Source organism: Vibrio aquaticus, assembly GCF_003970385.1.
Lineage (GTDB): Bacteria > Pseudomonadota > Gammaproteobacteria > Enterobacterales > Vibrionaceae > Vibrio > Vibrio aquaticus.
In genome coordinates this window covers 481,718-501,239 of sequence record NZ_RXZH01000002.1, presented here as the reverse complement: position 1 = coordinate 501,239, position 19,522 = coordinate 481,718, and the positions used below count along the sequence as shown (strand labels likewise).

The 19,522-nt window shown below is 44.4% G+C and carries 13 protein-coding genes; 6 read left to right on the top strand and 7 right to left on the bottom strand.

Annotation, left to right across the window (positions count from 1 at the left end):
- Positions 1–151: 151 nt before the first annotated feature.
- Positions 152–1,927 (bottom strand): putative bifunctional diguanylate cyclase/phosphodiesterase, encoded by a 1,776-nt coding sequence (locus tag EJ063_RS08150; protein ID WP_126573779.1) that lies wholly within the window; start codon positions 1,925–1,927, stop codon positions 152–154.
- 176 nt (positions 1,928–2,103) lie between these two features.
- Positions 2,104–4,731 carry a DNA topoisomerase (ATP-hydrolyzing) subunit A gene (gene gyrA / locus EJ063_RS08145; RefSeq protein WP_126573778.1) on the bottom strand — a complete coding sequence of 876 codons (2,628 nt, stop codon included), beginning with the start codon at positions 4,729–4,731 and terminating at the stop codon, positions 2,104–2,106.
- A gap of 285 nt (positions 4,732–5,016) precedes the next feature.
- Between gyrA and ubiG the strand changes: the two genes are divergently transcribed.
- From ubiG to yfaE, 4 genes are all read left to right on the top strand, one after another.
- Positions 5,017–5,724, top strand: a complete 708-nt coding sequence (gene ubiG / locus EJ063_RS08140) for a bifunctional 2-polyprenyl-6-hydroxyphenol methylase/3-demethylubiquinol 3-O-methyltransferase UbiG (protein WP_126573777.1) — start codon at positions 5,017–5,019, stop codon at positions 5,722–5,724.
- Positions 5,725–6,192: 468 nt separating this feature from the next.
- The gene (nrdA, locus tag EJ063_RS08135) at positions 6,193–8,475 is read left to right on the top strand and encodes a class 1a ribonucleoside-diphosphate reductase subunit alpha (RefSeq protein WP_126573776.1); all 2,283 of its coding nucleotides are present in this window, start codon (positions 6,193–6,195) and stop codon (positions 8,473–8,475) included.
- Between the two features lie 85 nt (positions 8,476–8,560).
- Complete coding sequence (gene nrdB, locus EJ063_RS08130) at positions 8,561–9,694, top strand: class Ia ribonucleoside-diphosphate reductase subunit beta (RefSeq protein ID WP_126573775.1); 1,134 nt, start codon at positions 8,561–8,563, stop codon at positions 9,692–9,694.
- A gap of 15 nt (positions 9,695–9,709) precedes the next feature.
- Positions 9,710–9,988 carry a class I ribonucleotide reductase maintenance protein YfaE gene (yfaE, locus tag EJ063_RS08125; RefSeq protein ID WP_126573774.1) on the top strand — a complete coding sequence of 93 codons (279 nt, stop codon included), beginning with the start codon at positions 9,710–9,712 and terminating at the stop codon, positions 9,986–9,988.
- Between the two features lie 170 nt (positions 9,989–10,158).
- Here the strand turns inward: yfaE and EJ063_RS08120 are convergent, their stop codons facing one another.
- Both EJ063_RS08120 and EJ063_RS08115 read right to left on the bottom strand, forming a co-directional pair.
- Positions 10,159–10,398, bottom strand: a complete 240-nt coding sequence (locus tag EJ063_RS08120) for a 30S ribosomal protein S6 modification protein (protein WP_126573773.1) — start codon at positions 10,396–10,398, stop codon at positions 10,159–10,161.
- Positions 10,399–10,640: 242 nt separating this feature from the next.
- Positions 10,641–11,882, bottom strand: a complete 1,242-nt coding sequence (locus tag EJ063_RS08115) for a CinA family nicotinamide mononucleotide deamidase-related protein (RefSeq protein ID WP_126573772.1) — start codon at positions 11,880–11,882, stop codon at positions 10,641–10,643.
- Between the two features lie 177 nt (positions 11,883–12,059).
- Between EJ063_RS08115 and EJ063_RS08110 the strand changes: the two genes are divergently transcribed.
- Positions 12,060–12,953: a DUF3943 domain-containing protein gene (locus EJ063_RS08110; protein WP_126573771.1), complete on the top strand. Its 894-nt coding sequence runs from the start codon at positions 12,060–12,062 to the stop codon at positions 12,951–12,953.
- Positions 12,954–13,170: 217 nt separating this feature from the next.
- Positions 13,171–13,683, top strand: coding sequence for a glycine cleavage system transcriptional repressor (locus EJ063_RS08105; protein WP_126573770.1), 513 nt, complete (start codon positions 13,171–13,173; stop codon positions 13,681–13,683).
- A gap of 75 nt (positions 13,684–13,758) precedes the next feature.
- Here the strand turns inward: EJ063_RS08105 and nspC are convergent, their stop codons facing one another.
- The 3 genes from nspC to EJ063_RS08090 form a co-directional block, all read right to left on the bottom strand.
- Complete coding sequence (gene nspC / locus EJ063_RS08100) at positions 13,759–14,892, bottom strand: carboxynorspermidine decarboxylase (RefSeq protein WP_126573769.1); 1,134 nt, start codon at positions 14,890–14,892, stop codon at positions 13,759–13,761.
- 196 nt (positions 14,893–15,088) lie between these two features.
- Positions 15,089–16,342 (bottom strand): carboxynorspermidine synthase, encoded by a 1,254-nt coding sequence (locus EJ063_RS08095; RefSeq protein WP_126573768.1) that lies wholly within the window; start codon positions 16,340–16,342, stop codon positions 15,089–15,091.
- Between the two features lie 13 nt (positions 16,343–16,355).
- Entirely contained in the window at positions 16,356–19,271 is a 2,916-nt protein-coding gene (locus tag EJ063_RS08090) for a pyridoxal phosphate-dependent class III aminotransferase (RefSeq protein WP_126573767.1), read from the bottom strand.
- Positions 19,272–19,522: the final 251 nt, after the last annotated feature.

The following is a 19,522-nucleotide window of genomic DNA, read 5'->3' as shown; positions in this document are numbered from 1 at the left end:
GTAAGAAAACACTTACGCACGAAATTTCGACTATTTTTAATAAATTTAATAGATGCTTGTATTTACGGCATTTTTATGGCGTCAAGAGCCTGACAAATACTCAAAGTTGACACTTAGCCATGAAGAAATATGAATAAAAAATTCAGCTCGGTTACCGTTTGAGTAACGATTCGAATTCGTTAGGTAAGATTGGTTTTGAGAAAAGGTAACCTTGAAACTGATGGCAGTTTTCTGCTTTTAATAGCACGAGCTGCTCATTCGACTCGACACCTTCAGCAATGGCTGTTTTACCTAGGTTATGCGCCATTTGGATGATGGTACGCACAATCATGTGGTCAGTCTTATCCTGAACGCATTCATCAATGAATGACTTGTCTATTTTCACCACATCGATAGGCAGTTTCTTGAGGTAATTGAGTGAAGAGTACTCGACACCAAAGTCATCGATCGCAATGGAAACCCCAATATCTCTGAGCTGATGGCAGGTTTCAGCAACGTGGGAATACTTATCCATCATGGCAGTTTCTGTAATTTCAATCTGTAAATACTGAGGGGGGAGCTGGCAGCGTTCTAGGGTTTCTTTGATAAAGGGAAAGATATCGTCGTGAGAAAACTGAACGCTCGATACATTAATCGAAATACAGATATTGTAGCCCTTATGATGCCATTCGCACCCTTGTCGAATCGCCTCTTCAATAACCCATCGGCCGATCGGAATAATCTCAGCGGTTTTTTCAGCAATACCAATAAAGTCGAACGGCGGTACTAATCCAAGATCAGGGTGCTGCCAACGTAAAAGGGCTTCAGCGCCTATGATGCTGCCATCTTTAACATTGACCTTAGGTTGGTAAACCAAATAGAGCTGCTTATTCGCGATCGCACCTTTCAGCTCAATCTCAACTTGGTGATCTCGGATGGTTTCATTCATCAACTCATCGTCATACCATTGGATAGTGCTATCCCCTCGCTTCTTACTTTTCGCCAAAGCCACATCGACATTTTTGCCCCATACCTTGATGTTGTTCTGTGCGTCACTCAGTAACGCAATTCCCGCATAATATCTTAGGCGGTGGGAAGTATTATGAATGTTACAAATTGAATCGTAATCCAAGCGTAAGCCATCCATGATTTTCTCAACTGGTGCTAGATTCCCCGAATGTATTGGAATAATCGCGATAAGATCATCCCCTCCTAATCGATACAAGCTGATATCGTCACCAACGACACTAGCCACTTTCTGTGAAAATTTGAGAAGCAATTGGTCGCCATATCCGTAGCCAAGATTGTCATTAACATTCTTCAGGTTATCCAGCCCAATTTGCAATGCGGCATAATCAAGCTCCCCTTTGCTTTCAAGGCGTTCCACCGCAGCGAAAAATGCTTTTCTGTTAGGTAACTTGGTTAAGTAGTCGGTTAAACTTGCCCTTTTATACTGGTAAGACTGCTTTTCAGATTTTTGTTGAAAGTACGTCATGATCGTCGCAAAGACCGTAATGAAGGCGACTTCTATCGCATCTTCAATGAATTCGTCAAACTCTTCAGGTGGTAGGTCGACTAAATAGCTAACAATAAGGCCTGCACAAATCGCAATTGGCCATAGAGAGCCTGGGAATAGAATGATGTAGCAAAGTGGTAAGACAATGAATGATTCTTCTATGGCGTCGAGCTTTAATGGCTCAACAATGCCACCGCCAAATAAAACGATGAGTGAAAGAATGGAGGCGCTTAGTTTCACCTTGTGACTTTGACTAACGTAGGCCACCAGCATCGCAATAGGAAAGATGAGATAGAACCAACTAACCAGTTGATGTTCCATAATGAGTGTGTAGGAAATGAGATAGACAGCAAGGGTGTAAACCGCCATTAAGCCATACTTAATGACTTTATTCTGTGTATTTAGATGTTGCAGCTCTTTGGTTATTCTCATTAATTATTCAATTCTCCCACTGAACACGAGTTTCATCATAATACGAATGTTCTAAATAGTACCCTATAGTTTAGCGACATAAATCGCATTTTCTATGGTCGTAGGTCGACCTCTATTAAATTTAGACAAAAAAAATGCCGAACATAAAGTTCGGCATTTAAATTAGTGCTTTAGTATTACTCTTGAGAGTCTTCAGCGTTAGGAGTTTGTCCTTCCGAAGTTTCTACCGCGTTTGCTTCTGTTGCTTCCGCTTCTTCGCCTTCTGGCAATTCAAGCTCTTCAACTTCATCGATACGCTGAAGACCAACAACATTCTCATCTTCAGCAGTACGGATTAGCGTTACACCTTGTGTGTTACGACCCACTTGGCTGACTTCCGCTACACGTGTACGAACTAGAGTACCAGCGTCGGTGATCATCATCATCTCGTCGCCTTCTTCTACTTGTACTGCACCAACGACAGGACCGTTACGATCAGAGACCTTGATAGATACAACGCCTTGAGTCGCACGACCTTTGGTTGGGTACTCAGCAAGTTCAGTACGCTTACCGTAACCATTTTGTGTCACTGTTAGGATATCGCCCTCATTAGAAGGAACAATCAGTGAAACGACTTGGTCTTCGTCAGCAAGCTTCATACCACGAACACCCGCTGCGGTACGGCCCATTGCACGTACTTTATCTTCGTTAAAGCGAACAACTTTACCCGCTTTAGAGAACAGCATGATGTCGCTGTTACCGTTAGTGATATCAACACCAATCAGTGAGTCATCATCACGTAGGTTAACGGCAATTAGACCGTTTGCACGTACATTCGCGAATTGATCTAGAGACGTCTTCTTAACCGTGCCGTCACCTGTCGCCATGAAGATGAACTTCTCTGGTGAGAACTCATCAACAGGTAGGATCGCTGTAATGCGCTCACCGTCTTCTAGAGGAAGAATGTTGACGATAGGCTTACCACGAGCAGTACGACTTGCTAATGGCAATTGATACACTTTCAGACGGTAAGTCTTACCGCGAGTAGAGAAACATAAGATGTTGTCGTGAGTGTTCGCGACGAGAAGACGTTCAATGTAGTCTTCTTCTTTCATCTTAGTTGCACTCTTACCTTTACCACCACGACGCTGAGCTTCGTAGTCGCTTAGGATCTGATACTTAACGTAACCTTCATGTGACAGTGTCACTACAACATCTTCACGAGCAATAAGCTCTTCCATGTCGATGTCATGGCTGGCTGCTGTGATTTCAGTACGGCGAACATCACCAAACGCATCACGAACTGTTTCTAGCTCTTCACGAATCACTTCCATCAGACGCTCAGTGCTTGCAAGAATATGCATTAGCTCTTTGATTTCGTCCAATAGGGCTTTGTATTCGTCTAGGATCTTCTCGTGCTCTAAGCCCGTTAGTTTGTGTAGGCGTAGATCAAGAATCGCTTGTGCTTGAGTCTCTGTCAGGTAGTACTGACCGTCACGGATACCGTATTGTGCTTCTAGCCAATCAGGGCGAGCCGCATCCGTACCAGCGCTTTCAAGCATTGCAGCAACGTTACCAAGATCCCAACCGCGAGCAACTAAGCCAGCTTTTGCTTCAGCAGGTGTTGCAGCATTACGAATCAGTTCGATGATTTCATCAATGTTCGCCAGTGCAAGTGCTAGAGCTTCAAGGATATGTGCACGATCGCGCGCTTTCTTAAGTTCGAAGATAGTACGACGTGTTACCACTTCACGGCGGTGATCAACGAAGCACTTCAACATATCTTTTAGGTTGAATAGCTGTGGCTGACCATTGTTCAGTGCAACCATGTTGATGCCGAAAGTCGTTTGCAGTTGAGTTTGTGCGTATAGGTTGTTTAGAACCACTTCGCCCACTGCATCACGCTTACATTCAATAACAATACGCATACCGTCTTTATCTGACTCATCGCGTAGTGCACTGATGCCTTCTACTTTCTTATCTTTAACCAGTTCAGCAATTTTCTCGATCAGACGAGCTTTGTTAACTTGGTAAGGAATCTCAGTAACAATAATGGTTTCTTTGCCATTCTTGTCCGCTTCGACTTCCGCTTTAGAGCGCATGTAGATTTTACCGCGGCCAGTTTTGTACGCGTCTACGATGCCTTTACGACCGCTGATCAGCGCCGCTGTAGGGAAGTCAGGACCAGGAATGTAGTCCATCAGTTCATCAATAGTGATCTCTTCATTATTGATGTATGCAAGACAGCCATCGATCACTTCACCAAGGTTATGTGGTGGGATGTTGGTTGCCATACCTACTGCGATACCAGAAGCACCGTTTACCAATAGGTTAGGAATTTTTGTAGGAAGAACTGCAGGGATCTGCTCAGTACCATCGTAGTTCGGTACGTAATCCACAGTCTCTTTGTCTAGGTCAGCCAAAAGTTCATGGGCGATTTTCGCCATGCGAACTTCTGTATAACGCATTGCCGCCGCTGAGTCACCATCGATCGAACCGAAGTTACCTTGACCGTCGACTAGCATGTAACGAAGCGAAAACGGCTGAGCCATACGTACGATAGTATCGTACACAGCGCTATCACCATGTGGGTGATATTTACCGATTACGTCGCCAACAACACGGGCAGATTTTTTGTATGGTTTATTCCAATCGTTACCTAGTACATTCATCGCGAATAAAACGCGGCGGTGTACAGGCTTTAGGCCATCACGCACATCTGGAAGAGCACGACCAACGATAACTGACATCGCATAGTCTAGGTATGAACCTCGAAGCTCATCTTCAATGTTTACGGGCGTGATCTCTTTCGCTAGATCGCTCATAGAGCCATTATCCCTCTATTTATAGATCGTATGTACAATACGCTTAAGGTGCAAAAATATAACACAGTTTTCAGTGGTTCGGCATCACTTTCCCTCTCCTTTTATGAGGTTGTGAGGTTGGTTGTGAATCAAGTGCTGACAATTTGCACACTCGAAATTTATCTTGCTGATAAATGGCTATATTTTATCCACCAATTGAGAAAAGTGATCCCGTCTATGGAGTGTTAGTGTTTAACGGGTATAATGCCTTCAATCCAAGGATGCTGGTTAATAAATAGAGTTGTTATGACCCAATCACAAAATGTCGATCCTAACGAGATCAAAAAGTTCGAAGATATGGCCTCTCGTTGGTGGGATCTTGAAGGTGAATTTAAACCACTTCACCAAATCAACCCTCTTCGTCTTAATTATGTGTTAGACAATGCCAACGGCTTGTTTGAGAAAACGGTTTTAGATGTTGGCTGCGGCGGCGGTATTTTGGCTGAAAGCATGGCTAAAGAAGGTGCAATCGTCACAGGGTTAGACATGGGGAAAGAGCCTCTAGAAGTCGCCCGCCTACACGCACTAGAAACCGGAACTAAGCTCACCTATATCCAAAGCACGATTGAAGATCACGCGGTTGAAAACGCCGGTAAGTATGACGTAGTGACTTGCATGGAAATGCTAGAACACGTCCCTGACCCACTTTCGGTAATCAAATCATGTGCAGCATTAGTTAAGCCCGGCGGTCATGTGTTCTTTTCTACGCTGAACCGTAACTTAAAATCTTACCTATTTGCGATTGTCGGCGCAGAGAAGCTATTAAAGATAGTGCCAGAAGGCACGCACGACCATGACAAATTCATCCGTCCTGCAGAGCTAATCAAAATGGTCGATCACACTGACCTTACCGAGATGGGTATCACTGGTCTGCACTACAATCCTTTGAACGACAGTTACAAGCTTGGTACTAATGTGGATGTAAACTACATCGTTCATACTCAGAAATTTTAACATTTCTCACATACCATATATTGTGTCTAGATATCAGGCGGTAGCATAAGCTCACCGCCTTTTTTAGTGCTTTTTTAACCAAATTATGCGGTGTTGATTCCATTTTAACCACCCCTTTTTTCACACGAATAAATCATCAAAGATCAAGAAATTTTTTTTTTTTGTGGTTACTTATAAACCAAATATATGTCGGTAATTTTATCCATTATTGTCAGCTCTATCGCTATCAGTTAGTAGACACTTACTGTTTTTTTTAAATTTGTCACTTATCCACAAGTTCCCCAAGATCTGCGCCTTGATAATTCGTTTCGATAGCACTATCTTGTAACCCGAAAACCGATACACCCCTATATGTTGTGTTTGGTACTACAATATATAGATAGATTTTGATCACAAAGCCGGTACAAATTTTACAACAATTACACAAAAATACGGCTTTTATCAGTTTTGTTAGGGAAATGAAGCAGAATGAACCAACAACTTACCGTTACAAAGCGTAACGGACGCAAAGAAAGTATTGATCTTGAAAAGATCCACCGAGTGATCACTTGGGCCGCTGAAGGCCTAGATAACGTGTCTGTCTCTCAGGTGGAACTTCGCGCTCACATTCAGTTCTACGATGGCATTACAACCTCAGACATCCATGAGACTATCATTAAGTCTGCTGCCGATTTGATCTCTGAAGAGACGCCAGATTATCAATACCTAGCCGCACGCTTAGCTGTTTTCCACCTACGTAAAAAAGCCTATGGCCAATATGAGCCACCAAAGCTTTATGATCACGTAGCTCGTCTTATCGATATGGGTAAGTACGATCAGCATATCCTTGAGGATTACACAAAAGCTGAGCTAGAAGAACTTGATGATTACCTAGATCATAAACGTGATTTAGATTTCTCTTACGCTGCCGTAAAACAGCTCGAAGGTAAGTACTTCGTACAAAACCGTGTATCCGGTGAGATCTACGAAAGTGCTCAGTTCCTGTACATTCTGGTTTCTGCTTGTCTGTTCGCGAATTACCCGAAAGAAACTCGTCTTGATTACATCAAGCGTTTCTACGACGCAACGTCAACGTTCAAAATTTCCCTACCGACACCAATCATGTCAGGTGTGCGTACCCCTACTCGTCAGTTCAGTTCATGTGTTCTGATTGAGTGTGGCGACAGCTTAGATTCTATTAACGCGACAGCAAGTTCTATTGTTCGTTACGTTTCTCAACGTGCTGGTATTGGTATCAATGCTGGTCGAATCCGTGCACTCGGTTCTGAAATCCGCGGTGGTGAAGCATTCCACACGGGTTGTATCCCATTCTATAAATACTTCCAAACAGCGGTTAAGTGTTGTTCTCAGGGTGGTGTTCGTGGCGGTGCAGCAACGGTATTCTACCCACTATGGCATGGTGAATCTCAAGCGCTCATGGTGCTTAAGAACAACCGTGGTGTTGAAGAGAACCGTGTACGTCACATGGATTACGGTGTTCAGCTTAACCGTCTTATGTACCAACGTCTGGTCGAAGGTGGCAACATTACACTGTTCTCTCCTTCAGACGTACCAGGCCTATACGACGCGTTCTTCGAGAACCAAGATGAGTTCGAACGTCTATACGTTAAGTACGAGAACGATCCTTCAGTTAAGAAAGAGACTGTGAAAGCGGTTGAGATGTTCTCTTTGCTAATGCAAGAGCGTGCATCGACTGGTCGTATCTACATCCAAAACGTTGACCACTGTAACACTCACAGTCCATTCGACTCTGAGGTTGCACCGGTACGTCAATCTAACCTATGTCTTGAAATTGCACTTCCAACTAAGCCACTGGCTAACGTTGAAGATGACTCTGGTGAAATCGCACTGTGTACACTGTCTGCGTTTAACCTCGGTGCTATCAAGTCTCTGGATGATTTCGAAGAGCTATCTGATCTAGTAGTCCGTGCCCTAGATGCCCTACTGGATTACCAAGATTACCCGCTTCCAGCTGCGTATAAGTCAACAATGAACCGCCGTACTCTGGGTGTGGGCGTTATCAACTACGCTTACTACTTAGCGAAGAATGGCGTGAAGTATTCTGATGGTAGCGCAAACGGTCTAACTCACCGCACGTTTGAAGCGATTCAATACTACCTATTGAAAGCCTCTGTTGCTCTAGCTAAAGAGCAAGGTAAGTGTCCTTCGTTCCACGAAACGAACTACGCGAAAGGTTTGCTTCCAATCGACACCTACAAAAAAGATGTCGATCTAATTTGTGATGAAGAATTGCATTACGATTGGGACGGTCTACGCGAAGAGATCGTAACGCACGGTCTACGTAACTCAACATTGACTGCGCTAATGCCATCAGAGACATCTTCACAGATCTCTAACGCAACGAACGGCATTGAGCCTCCACGTGGCTACGTTTCAGTAAAAGCCTCGAAAGATGGCATCCTGAAACAAGTTGTGCCTGAGTTTACAGAGTACAAAGATAACTACGAGCTGCTTTGGAACATCGGTTCAAACGATGGTTATCTTCACCTAGTGGGCATCATGCAGAAGTTTGTTGACCAAGCTATCTCAGCCAACACTAACTATGACCCAACGCGTTTTGAAAGTGGCAAAGTGCCTATGAAGAAGCTTCTTCAAGACCTTCTGACCGCATACAAGTATGGTGTGAAGACGCTTTACTACCACAACACTCGTGACGGTGCGAGTGATGACCAGAAAGACGCAGTGCAACCAGCAGATGACGATTGTGCTGGCGGCGGTTGTAAGATTTAACCCATAATCCCCTATCGGATTATCAAGGCTTAACAAAATTTAACGCCCCTCTTTTATAGAGGGGCATAAAAGGAATTGAGGCATCATGGCTTACAGTACTTTTAACCGAAACAAAAACGACCAACTGAAAGAACCAATGTTTCTTGGTCAATCGGTAAACGTGGCTCGCTACGACCAACAAAAATTCGAAATCTTTGAGAAGTTAATCGAGAAGCAACTATCTTTCTTCTGGCGTCCGGAAGAAGTGGATGTATCGAGCGATCGTATCGATTACAACAAGCTACCAGACCACGAAAAACACATCTTCATCTCGAACCTGAAATACCAAACACTGCTTGATTCAATTCAAGGCCGTAGCCCTAACGTTGCGCTGCTGCCGCTTGTTTCTCTACCAGAAGTAGAAACTTGGATTGAGACTTGGTCTTTCTCAGAGACTATTCACTCTCGTTCGTACACACACATCATTCGTAACATCGTGAATGATCCAGGTCTTGTGTTTGATGACATCGTAGAAAACGAGCACATCCTTAAACGAGCGAAAGACATCTCTCGTTATTATGATGACTTAATCCAGATGACAAACGACTATCATCGTTACGGTGAAGGCACGCACACTATCAACGGTGAAGAAGTCACTGTTAAGCTTCACGACCTAAAGAAAAAGCTGTACGTGTGCCTAATGTCGGTGAACGCACTAGAAGCGATCCGTTTCTACGTAAGTTTCGCATGTTCGTTTGCATTTGCTGAACGTGAACTGATGGAAGGTAACGCAAAAATCATCAAGCTAATTGCTCGTGACGAAGCGCTACACTTAACCGGCACACAGCATATGATTAACCTGCTTCGTAACGGTCAAGATGACTTCTCATTCATGCAAATCGCAGAAGAATGTAAACAAGAGTGTTTCGACCTATTTAAAGAAGCCGCTGAGCAAGAAAAAGAGTGGGCAGAATACCTATTCAAAGATGGTTCAATGATTGGCCTGAACAAAGACATTCTTTGCCAATACGTTGAGTACATTACGAACATTCGTATGCAAGCGGTTGGTCTTGGTGCTGCTTACCCAGAAGCAACATCAAACCCGATTCCTTGGATCAATGCATGGCTATCGTCTGACAACGTTCAGGTAGCGCCACAAGAAGCGGAAATCTCATCGTACCTAGTCGGTCAAATCGACAGTGATGTACGTGCAGACGACTTCAAAGGCTTCGAGCTCTAAGGAATATTGAAAGTTATGCCTACGCTTAAAATTAACGGTTTTACCCCTATTCAGTCTCACCCGTCGAACACCATCTTAGAAACGATGGAAAACGCGGGGTTGGAACCTGAGTATAATTGTCGAGATGGTCACTGTGGTGCATGTCGCTGCAAGCTTATCTCTGGCGAAGTGGAATACGTTGGTTTTGCTATGGCCTATACAGAAGAACAAGAAATTCTGCCGTGTATTTGTAGAGCCAAGTCTGACATAGAAATCGAAGACGTAAATTATGCTCTAAAAGAGAAACGCGCGTAATATTCCCCTTCTCTATGAAAAGCCCTTTAGTGAATTGCTAAAGGGCTTTTTTGTATCAAAAAAATCACCACCAGCACGAACGTCAAGCGAAAACCTTTCGAAACAACTGAATAAGTACGCACATAAAAAATAGCCAGCATGAAAGCTGACTATTTTTATGTATAAGTTAATTAAGCTCGAGACAAGAGCTCATCGGCCGTTAACATCGAAACCGCTTTGTCTCCAATTTCACGACCATCATCGTCAAACAGTGATAAGTGATAGCCTAGGCTATTTTCTACCGGCTTCTCTTTGGGTGCTTGTCGCCATAAAGAGAGGACATCTTCACAGTCATCCCTAAGCGCCTCACCTAAAACAACTTTTTGGCTAGCAACTTGGTACCATACAAGGATTTTTGATTGACTGAACATACTCTCCCCCTGAGAACGTGGCAAAACATGCAGTCAGTTTATCGTTTAAAAACCCAAAAGTATGTTTCAGAATCGAGACATTTTCGGGTTCTATTTAAAATCATCAGGTTAAGCTTTATACGATTACGTTATTAAAAAATATTTAGTCGCCCACTTTGAAATAACTTTTGCAATCATTTGCTTATTACCGAATGGGGAACCAGTCACTTTTGACAAACACTAAAAAGCCTTCACATGAATACTTATGCACTGATAACACTGACGGGTACAAACAACTCTTTGCTCCTTGTTAATGAGCTGTATGACGCAAACATTGGCTTATTGCTGAGATAACGACGCAGCATATCGGCCGCTAAGGTTGTTATGACTAAAGTACGCTCACTGCGTGAGTAATCTCGATTAAAAGACAGGGTTTGTCCCCACTCTCCTTCTGGCGCGGCTAATGCTATGGAAAAGGTTTTATCGGTCACCTTACCGGTAACAATGGACACATCCGTAGAGCATTTGTCTTTTGTCGCTCCAGCTAACGCCAATACGGCGGCGAGCGCATCTTCGCTCCCTTCCTGCAAAGCCACTCTTTCGCCTAACACCCAGCCATGACCGCAATATTGTGCTGACAGTTCTTGTGACTGTAGCCACTGTGACAACGAGCCGTAAGTGGACTGTTCCGCAGTAGAGATAGACAGCTTTTTCTCTTCGATCAAATGGCCAACGTGCTCTTGCATTGACTCATCAATACTCACAACGTTGCTTTCAATCAGACTAAAAATGAGCTGAAGCAGCTTTACTCTGGTGTCCAAGTCATCTTTAGGGCCGAAAAGCTTTACTTCGATATACGGTAGGTAAGAACGGTATCCGAGCATGTAGCCTTGCGGTAATTGCATTCTATCAAGCTTATCTGACAACGCAGACTCTGACGTACCAAAGGTATAGAGCTTACTGCACTCCTGTCCGACAACTTGAGGAAACGTTCGACGGATATCTGGCAAGATTTGTTGATCGACCATGAGTTTAAACTCACTCGGCACGCCGGGAGTAAAGTAGAAATCACAATCATTAAAATTCAATTTAAAGCCACAAGCCGTCCCGATAGGGTTGTCTAGAATAAAAGAGCCTGTAGGCAGCATCGCCTGTTTTCGATTGCTTTCTGGCATCGTAACGCCACGTGCAGTGAAGAATTGCTCTAAACGCTGTAACCACTCTGGGTATAGCTCTAACTCAAGCTCAGCCGCTGATGCAGCAGCCTCGGCACTCAGATCATCAGATGTTGGACCCAAGCCCCCATTAACGACCACGATGTCACAGTTAAAGCTCAACATCATCAATTCTTCAACAAGCGCTGGTAGCTCATCTCCAACTGTTGAACGCTTCGTAACACTGTAACCACTTTCAAAGAAGCGTTGAGACAACCACGCTGCGTTAGTGTCAACGATATCTCCATGAAGAACTTCTTCTCCAGTACTTAGCATGGCTATTTTCAACATTTTGTATCCTTAATGGGAAATCTCACACATTTAGATGGTTAACTTATTAAATACAATGGAAATCCACAGAAAACCGTCTAAGTTTCTAATTTAGAACAAATACTGGTTCCCATTACTCCGACTTTAATAGATAATTGTGAACCCGATCATTAAAAAACCGTATCAGTGGAGTTTTCCGTGTTTAAAAAAAGCATCGCCGCTTTATTAATGTCAGCATCTGCATGTGCCAATGCCAATATTTATGATTCAAATCAGCATATTGAATTTTCGTACACAGTAGATCAAGCGGAGCTAGACACGCTTTACTACAACTCTTACCAATTTAAATCCGATCCGTATTCTCTGAGTCTAACCGAGAATGACCTAAAACTTGAAGAGCCAGGGATTCCTAAATACCTTTCTGTTTCAAGTGAGAAAGATTGGGATTACCTGATGGGTCAAACGTACACGATTTTGGGTTTAAGTGTGGCAACGGTGGGTTTGATGACACTGCTACCCGAGTCTATCACTAAATGGGACGAAGAAGATCGTAACCTCAGCGGTCTAGGTTCAAAGTGGAAAGACAACGTGACTTCAGGCCCAGTTTGGGACCGTGATGAGCACTTCCTAAACTACATCATGCACCCTTACTTCGGCGGTGTGTACTACACAGCTGCACGTCATGCTGGTTTTAACGAATTTGAGTCGTTCCTGTATTCAGCAACCATGTCGACATTCTTCTGGGAATACGGCGTTGAAGCGTTTGCTGAAGTACCCTCATGGCAAGACATTTTCATCACACCTTTCTTCGGTGCGGTTGTTGGTGAAATGATGTTTGAGGCCGAGCAAGATATCGTAGCTTCAGGTGGCGAAGTGATGGGCTCTGAAACCATGGGTGGTGTAACACTCTTCTTCTTGAACCCTGTTGGTCACATTCACGGTTGGGTGAGTGATGCTTGGGGCGGAAGCGCTGAATTCCAATACAGCAGCAACCCTTGGTTCGGTAATCAAGACGCCGCTAAATTTGCAATGGATGCTGGTGCAAGCTACGACAATGTTTTCTACGGTGTAGAAATGAAGATCAGCTTCTAACAGCCAAAAATAAGAATCCGAAAAAGCAGCGAATCATCGCTGCTTTTTTTGTGTCTGGAGCACAATAATCATAATACCGACAATAGATTAGATAAGATATTTGACCTAGCTCAAACCTAAATATTGGCAGCTTTCTACACTGAACGTAGGCACCCGTTCGTCTTTCATCGCTGTAGAGATTGAACAATCACGCCTTACTCAGCGCTAGGAGGCTCACATGAACAGTACATTTATTGTTAACTTTGTCGGGAAAGCAAACCCTGCCACAATCAAGCAACTTGCCGCCGTCACCCATGAGAACGATGGTAAATGGTTAATCAGTAAGATTAACTTTATCGAAAGCCAAGTAGCCGCTGTTATTAAGATTGAGCTACCAGAAAAAAACGCAGCACTGGTTAAAGAGTCCTTTACCCAACACCCGGATTTATTGGTACAAATCACTGACTCTGATGCACACAGTCATAGTGCCGAGACCATCTACCAAGTGCGTCTAGATTCAAGCGATCGTGCCGGTATCGTCAACGAAATTACCCATGCTCTGGATGGACAGGGGATCAGCATTCTTGATATGGATTGCCAGCGTGTCTTCATCGCTGGTGGTGGTGGGGTAAGTTCAAGCTTATTCACCGCAAACATCGCTATGAGACTGCCAAGAGAACTGCTTATTGATGATGTTGCAAAAGAGCTGGAAGCACTCAGTGAAGATACACGCGTGATGGTAGATGCCTAGTGTGGGCTCTCCTATCAACTCGATAAACAATATAAAAAACCTCGCGCTTGCGAGGTTTTTATTCATTTTAGAAGATTACTTCACTGACCACTGTGACAGTGAACGCTTGAAGTCTGAATAATCAAATTCATTCAGCTTTTGAACATCACCGTTCGAGCGTTCACAATATACTGAAGGCATTCTCAGGCCATTAAACCAGTTCAATTTCACCATGGTGTAGCCTGCACTATCAAGAATATGCAAACGTTGACCAATCTCTAGTGGCTTGTCGAAGCTCGCTTCACAGAACTGATCGCCAGCAAGACATGAACATGAACCGATCACATAGTTGTGTTCACCCTCTTCTGACGCCTCAAGAATAGAGGCTGGCTCATCATAGATAAGCGTATCTAGACGGTGTGCTTCGGTTGCTGAATCTACAATCGCGGTCTTTTTCACGTTATCTACAATATCGACCACAGTCACCACAAGATCCGTGGTCTTAGTGATGATGGCTTCACCTGGCTCTAAATACATTTGAACGCCGTGCTTCTCAGAGAAGGCTTTAAGCGCAAGACCAAGCTTTTCGATGTCGTAACCTGGCCATGTAAAGAACACACCACCGCCCATGCTTACCCAATCCAGTTTATCTAGGTACTCACCAAACTGCTCTGAGATCGCATCTAACAAACCAATGAATGCGTCTACGTCTTTGTTTTCGCAGTTCATGTGGAACATCACGCCATCAATATCTTCAAAGACTTCTGGCTTAATGTGATCAGCTTGTACGCCAAGACGTGAGAACTGTCGTGCTGGGTTTGCCAAATCTTGCCCTGCGTAACTTACGCCTGGATTTAATCGCAGGCCGATTGAAGCTTTGCCCTCTACAATATTACGGTACGCCGCAAGCTGAGACTGTGAATTGAAGATCATCTTATCGCAGATGTCAGCAACTTCACGTACATCATCTTCGCTATAGCCCACACTGTATGCATGAGTTTCACCACCAAAAGTTTCGTGACCTAGCTTTACCTCGAACGGACCAGAGCTTGTCGTACCATCTAAGTAAGGTTTGATGATGTCGAAAACACCCCAAGTCGAGAAACATTTCAGCGCTAGCACTAGCTTCACGCCAGAGATCTCTTTTAGCTGTTTTGCTTTCTCAAGGTTCTCAATCAACTTATCTTCGTTGATCATAAAGTATGGGGTTTTAAGTTCGCTCTTTTGCATTATTTATTCACCATGAAGTCGAACAAAGCCGACGCTATTGCATCGGCTTTATAAATGTAGACAAATAGAATATCCCAATACGCTAATAGAGATTCCGTATCACGCTCGTGCCTCACTGTACGGAATGACGGACTCTAGCTCGTCATTCCCGATAGGGACGAAGGACTGTAATCGGGAATCTCATGCGTGTTGTAGATTACTTGTTCAGTTCGTGGATAAGCGGTAAGCCTTGACCTGCTTCAAGCTCCTGTACATGCCAATCTAGACCAATGCCAGGCATCGTTTCTAGGAACGGGTCTGGGTTTAGCTGTTCCATGTTGAACACACCTTTGTCAGCCCACTCGCCACGGAAGAACTGAAGTGCAGCTGTGATCGCTGGAACACCTGTAGTGTAAGAGATCGCTTGGTGCTCTACATCTTCGTAAGCGACTTCGTGGTCAGCGTTATTGTAGATGAATACACTACGCTCTTTACCATCTTTCTTACCTTGAACCCAAGTACCGATACACGTTAAACCACTGTAACCCGGTGCTAGTGACGTTGGGTCAGGAAGAAGTGCTTTCAGTACGTGCAGAGGCTGAACAACTGTACCATCATGTAGTGTTAGCGGATCTGGGCTAAGTAGGCCGATGTCACGCATACAGTTGAAGTAGTTTAGGTATTTGTCACCAAAGCCCATCCAGAACTCGATTCGTTTTGCAGGGATGAACTCTTTCATTGAGCGAACTTCGTCGTGCGCCATAGAATACACTTTGTGCGTACCACAGTTTGGAAATTCAAACTCGAGCATACGAGAGTGACAAGGTACTTGTTTCCACTCTTCGTTTTCCCAGTAGAAAGAGTCGCCTTGGATCTCAAGCATGTTTGTTTCTGGATCGAAGTTAGTTGCAAACTTCTTACCGTGATCACCTGCGTTAACGTCCATTACGTCAATTGTATCGATCTCATCGAAAAGGTGCTTCACCGCGTACGCTGCGAAGACAGAAACTACGCCCGGATCGAAACCCGCACCTAGAATACCTGTGATGCCCGCTTCTGCGAACTTCTCACGGTAGCCCCACTGCCAATCGTACGCTTGTGGTACTTGCTGGCCTTCAGAGCATAAGTCAACCGCAACAGATGTATCTAGGTAAGACACCTTCGCTTGGTAACACGCTTCCATGATGGTCATGTTTACCCAAGGAGGACCAGCGTTGATTACTAGGTCAGGCTGAACTTCTTTAATAAGCGCAACAAGTGCATCAACATCATCAGCGTTCACTGCACGAGCTTCTAGTTTCTTAGATGCATCTTTCAGGTTATTTTTCTTCTGAATCGATTCAATGATTTTTTCACATTTACCCACGGTACGTGATGCGATTGTGATATCACCTAGTACGTCGTTGTTTTGTGCTGCTTTGTGTGCAACAACCCAGCCAACGCCGCCTGCACCAATCTGTAGAATTGCCATTGTTTTGTTACCTCTATTTCGCTAGCTCAGCCGCTAGAGTATGGATTTTTGTTAGTAAAGATTCGAAGTCTGAAATCGTTAAACACGGGTTCAGAATCGTAAATTTGAGCGCAGACTTACCATCCACGACGGTTTCCCCAAGCACAGCGACACCACGAGTGAGTGCCTCTAGTCTTAGAGTTTTATTCAGTTCGTCTAAATCCGTGACCTTATTCCCTAACTGATCAGGGAGTACTGCGCGAAACAGCACTGTAGACAGTGACGGCTGCGCGAGAAGCTCAAAACCTTCATGGCTTTGCACTAAAGATGCGACTCGCTGAGTTTGATCAAGCAAGTGATCGTACATTTCACCTAACGTATCCGGACCGACACTTTGCATCGTCATAAAGACTTTTAGTGCATCGAATCGTTTTGTGGTCGCAATTGATTTATCCACTAAGTTAGGCAGTTCATCATGCTCACGATTTAGGTAATCGGCATGATGCAGCAAGTACTTAAAGTTCGTTTTGTCTTTCAGTAGCACTGCACCACAACTGATCGTTTGATAGAACAGTTTATGGAAGTCAACGCTGACAGAATCGGCACGTTCAATGCCTTTTAGGCGTTCTTTGTGACTGCTTAAAATCAGAGCACCGCCGTAAGCACTGTCTACATGGAACCAAAGATCATGGCTAGACGCTAAGTCAGCAATTGCATCAAGATCATCAATTGCACCATGGTCTGTTGTGCCTGCCGTCCCAACAACGGCGAAAGGAATAAGACCATCGGCTTTCAACGCTTCAATTTCTAACTTAAGCGATTCAGCTTTGATCGTGCCATTGTCATTAGCGTCAACACAGCGTACCGCATTTTCGCCCAATCCTAACAAAGAAGCCGACTTTTGCACAGTGAAGTGAGACTTTTTAGAGCATAGGATACGTAATTTTTTAGCGTACTCAGGTAAACCTAGCTTTTGAATTGAGTGCGAGTCAGTTTTGTCTGCAATCCAGTCACGTGCCAGCAGCAGCCCCATTAAGTTACTTTGCGTTCCACCACTGGTGAAGATGCCGTCAGCCTGAGGGCCAAGGTCGTACTTGTCACACATCCAATCAATGACTTTCTGCTCAACGTAAGTCGCCGCAGAGGCTTGATCCCATGAATCCATTGATTGGTTAAGCGCTGCAATCATTGCTTCTGCGGCAACAGAAGGCATGAGCGGCGGCGTGTGTAAGTGGGCAATGCAGTCCGGGTGTTGGACAATGATGGAGTTCTTAGCTACAAGCTCTGCGGTATCACCAATCACATCAACCAGTGACGCATTCTTGTTATCTAAATCGACAGCGTTGATTGCTTGCTCTAGCAGCGCTGGCTCTAAACCAGAATAAGGGGCATCAACTTGCTCGAAGACTGACTTCATTGCTGCTGTGGTGTGGTTCATCACTTTAGCAAACTCGTTACTGCCGGCCTCACCTGCGTGAATGAAGTGCTTTTTCCAAGATTGATTCGCTTCTTGTTCTGAAACCTGGTGACCACCAGCCGCAAGAATCGCTTCTTCTAGAACTCGCAGAGCAAAATCAATCTGTTCGAATGAAATGATCAATGGTGGTAGGAAACGAATCACCGAACCATCACGGCCACCTTTCTCTACCATCAAGCCGCGTTCTAATGCAGCTCGTTGAATCTTGAGGGTAAGGTCACCATCAGCAACAGGCTCTCCAAACTTATTCAGTTCTGTACCCGGCTTGCGAATTTCAACACCTAGCATCAAACCTTTGCCACGAACATCTGCAATACAATCTACGCGCTTTTGAATCGACTCTAAGCCTAATCGTAAGTATTGACCTGCGATATTGGCGTGATCAACAAGGTTGTCTCGTTCAATGATCTCTAACGCCTTCGCACCTGAAATCATCGCCAACTGGTTGCCACGGAATGTTCCGGTGTGTTCACCCGGCTTCCACGTATCGTGTTCTTTATTAATAACCAGCAGCGACATTGGAAGGCCACCACCGATTGCTTTTGAAAGACACAGAATATCTGGAACGATCCCCGCTTCTTCAAACGCAAAGTTGTAGCCTGATTTGCCAACGCCACATTGGATTTCATCGAAGATCAGAAGGATACCGTGCTCATCACAGATTCGACGCAATTCACGTAACCAAAAAGCAGGAGCTGGTACAACACCGCCCTCACCTTGTACTGGCTCAACAATCATCGCAGCAGGTTTCATGATGCCAGCTTCGTCATCATTGAGCAGACGTTCGATGTAACGAATGCCGGCTTTGGCACCTTCGTCACCGCCAAGACCAAATGGACAGCGCAGGTCATACGGGAAAGGCATAAAGTGAACATCAGACATCAGCCCAGTACGGCGGGCCTTTGTTCCTAAGTTACCCATCATGCCCATAGTACCGTTGGTCATACCGTGGTAAGCACCGCGGAACGCAAACATGGTATTACGACCAGTGGTTTGTTTTGCGAGTTTAATCGCCGCTTCAACGGCATCGGCACCTGATGGTCCACAAAACTGAATGACGCTATTGTCAGCCAATTCTTGCGGTAAGAAATTCTTCACCGACTTGATAAAGTGAGTCTTAGCTTCTGTCGGTATATCAAGTGTTTGATAAGGCAGACCAGAGTCCAGTTGCTCTTTTAGCGCTTGATTGATTTCTGGGTGGTTGTAGCCCAATGCCAGAGTACCCGCGCCAGCTAAGCAATCTAAGAAAAGTTGTCCGCGTGTATCTTCCACCAAAGCCCCATAGGCTTGTTTAATCGCGATTGGTAGACGACGTGGATAAGAACGAACTTCAGATTCATGCAGTTCTTGATCAAGCAGCACTTGATCTGGCGTTAGGTCATACAGACCGTCCAACATTGGAGTCTGAGTAGAAAATGGGGTTGCGATCTCAGCGTTCAATGCTGAGTATTCGACTTCAAAGGCAGTGCTCATGATTTAGTCCCTTGATATGTCATTTACCCTTTCCCTCGGTCATTTCTGAGAAAAAGGTACAACAACGCCTCGCACGAGATTGCATTCAAGCGTTTAAAGAGCCCAAATGATGGATGTGCGAAAACGATCCATTACGAAAAATGGATTAGAAATCGAGGAATTAGATCAAGGTTCAGTAATACAACTGTCTTGTAAGACAGGGCATTGAGGAAGAACGAAGCTGATTAATATGTGTTTGTTTAGTGAGTTCA

What these genes read in the sequence shown, in the direction of transcription:
- EJ063_RS08150 (WP_126573779.1), bottom strand. Translation starts at nt 1,927, where the DNA reads ATGAGAATAACCAAAGAGCTGCAACATCTAAATACACAGAATAAAGTC.
- gyrA (WP_126573778.1), bottom strand. Translation starts at nt 4,731, where the DNA reads ATGAGCGATCTAGCGAAAGAGATCACGCCCGTAAACATTGAAGATGAG.
- ubiG (WP_126573777.1), top strand. Translation starts at nt 5,017, where the DNA reads ATGACCCAATCACAAAATGTCGATCCTAACGAGATCAAAAAGTTCGAA.
- nrdA (WP_126573776.1), top strand. Translation starts at nt 6,193, where the DNA reads ATGAACCAACAACTTACCGTTACAAAGCGTAACGGACGCAAAGAAAGT.
- nrdB (WP_126573775.1), top strand. Translation starts at nt 8,561, where the DNA reads ATGGCTTACAGTACTTTTAACCGAAACAAAAACGACCAACTGAAAGAA.
- yfaE (WP_126573774.1), top strand. Translation starts at nt 9,710, where the DNA reads ATGCCTACGCTTAAAATTAACGGTTTTACCCCTATTCAGTCTCACCCG.
- EJ063_RS08120 (WP_126573773.1), bottom strand. Translation starts at nt 10,398, where the DNA reads ATGTTCAGTCAATCAAAAATCCTTGTATGGTACCAAGTTGCTAGCCAA.
- EJ063_RS08115 (WP_126573772.1), bottom strand. Translation starts at nt 11,882, where the DNA reads ATGTTGAAAATAGCCATGCTAAGTACTGGAGAAGAAGTTCTTCATGGA.
- EJ063_RS08105 (WP_126573770.1), top strand. Translation starts at nt 13,171, where the DNA reads ATGAACAGTACATTTATTGTTAACTTTGTCGGGAAAGCAAACCCTGCC.
- nspC (WP_126573769.1), bottom strand. Translation starts at nt 14,892, where the DNA reads ATGCAAAAGAGCGAACTTAAAACCCCATACTTTATGATCAACGAAGAT.
- EJ063_RS08095 (WP_126573768.1), bottom strand. Translation starts at nt 16,342, where the DNA reads ATGGCAATTCTACAGATTGGTGCAGGCGGCGTTGGCTGGGTTGTTGCA.
- EJ063_RS08090 (WP_126573767.1), bottom strand. Translation starts at nt 19,271, where the DNA reads ATGAGCACTGCCTTTGAAGTCGAATACTCAGCATTGAACGCTGAGATC.